This window comes from Mycobacterium sp. IS-3022, from assembly GCF_001500065.1.
Classification (GTDB): domain Bacteria; phylum Actinomycetota; class Actinomycetes; order Mycobacteriales; family Mycobacteriaceae; genus Mycobacterium.
Window position 1 is genome coordinate 1 of record NZ_LQIN01000041.1, and the last position, 1,032, is coordinate 1,032.

The 1,032-nt window shown below is 63.4% G+C and carries 1 protein-coding gene; it reads right to left on the reverse strand.

Translation table 11 applies throughout. The features are described 5' to 3' along the window. The coding region (locus tag AU188_RS18890) for an IS481 family transposase (RefSeq protein ID WP_059165045.1) at positions 1 to 934 on the reverse strand (934 nt) is incomplete at its 3' end. Between the last annotated feature and the right edge of the window lie 98 nt (positions 935 to 1,032).

Here is a 1,032-nt window from a genome sequence, read left to right on the forward strand (position 1 = left end):
TGGCTGAGTGGCGTCGTTGATTGTTGTAGTGCTCGAGCCATGGGGCAAGGGCTGCGCAGCGGGCGTTGTTGGTGGTGAAGACCTGGTGGTAGGCCCATTCGGTCTGCAGGGTGCGGTTGTAGCGCTCCACTTTGCCGTTCTGCCAGGGGCAGTGTGGCTTGATAAAGACGTGTCTGGCGCCCAGAGCGGCGATGACGGCAGCGACGTCGTTGGACCGTCGGTAGCTGAAGTGGTTGTCGGTGATGACGGCCTCGATGGTGGTTATGCCGCGAGCGGTGAAGTATTCGGCTGCCCGCGCTAGGAACGCGCCGCATGTGGGGCCTTTCTCATCGGCGAGGATCTCCGAGTAGGCCAGCCGCGAATGATCGTCGACAGCGGAATGGACGTAGTCGAACCCGATGCGGGCCTTCTTGTGCGCTGCGCTGTGGCCGATTTGGCGGCCGTGAGCCTTCCACCCGCCACCGTCGGGTATTCGGCCAATCTTCTTGACGTCCATATGAATCAGTTCGCCAGGGCGTGCCCGCTCGTAGCGCACCGCCGTCATCTTTGATGCGCGGATTACCTCACCGGTCAACGGATCACAGTCACGCAGGTAGGCCATCTCGTAGCGGCGCAGAATCGCACTGACGGTGCGCGCCGACAGCCCCAACTCAGCTGCTATCCAGTCCTGGCCGCGACGCGAGAGCCGGCGCAATTCGACCACCGCGACTTCCACCGCGGCTGGCGTGCGGCGCGGGCAGTGGTGCGGGCGTGAGGAGCGGTCGGCCAACCCGGCCGGTCCCTCGGTGAGGTAGCGGTTGAGCCACCGATAGGCGCATTGGCGCGATACACCGAGCTCAGCGGCAACATGAGCGGGCGGTCGCCCGCCAATCACGATTCGATCGACCAACAGTTGGCGGCCATGAACGGTTAACCGAGCATTAGCGTGGAGCACGAGGACCTCCGTGTGAGTAGAGACGTAGACATCTCCACTAAGCCCGGAGGTCCTCCCTTCTCACAGCCAAACCGTCAACAACGTCCCTGCCGAGTACA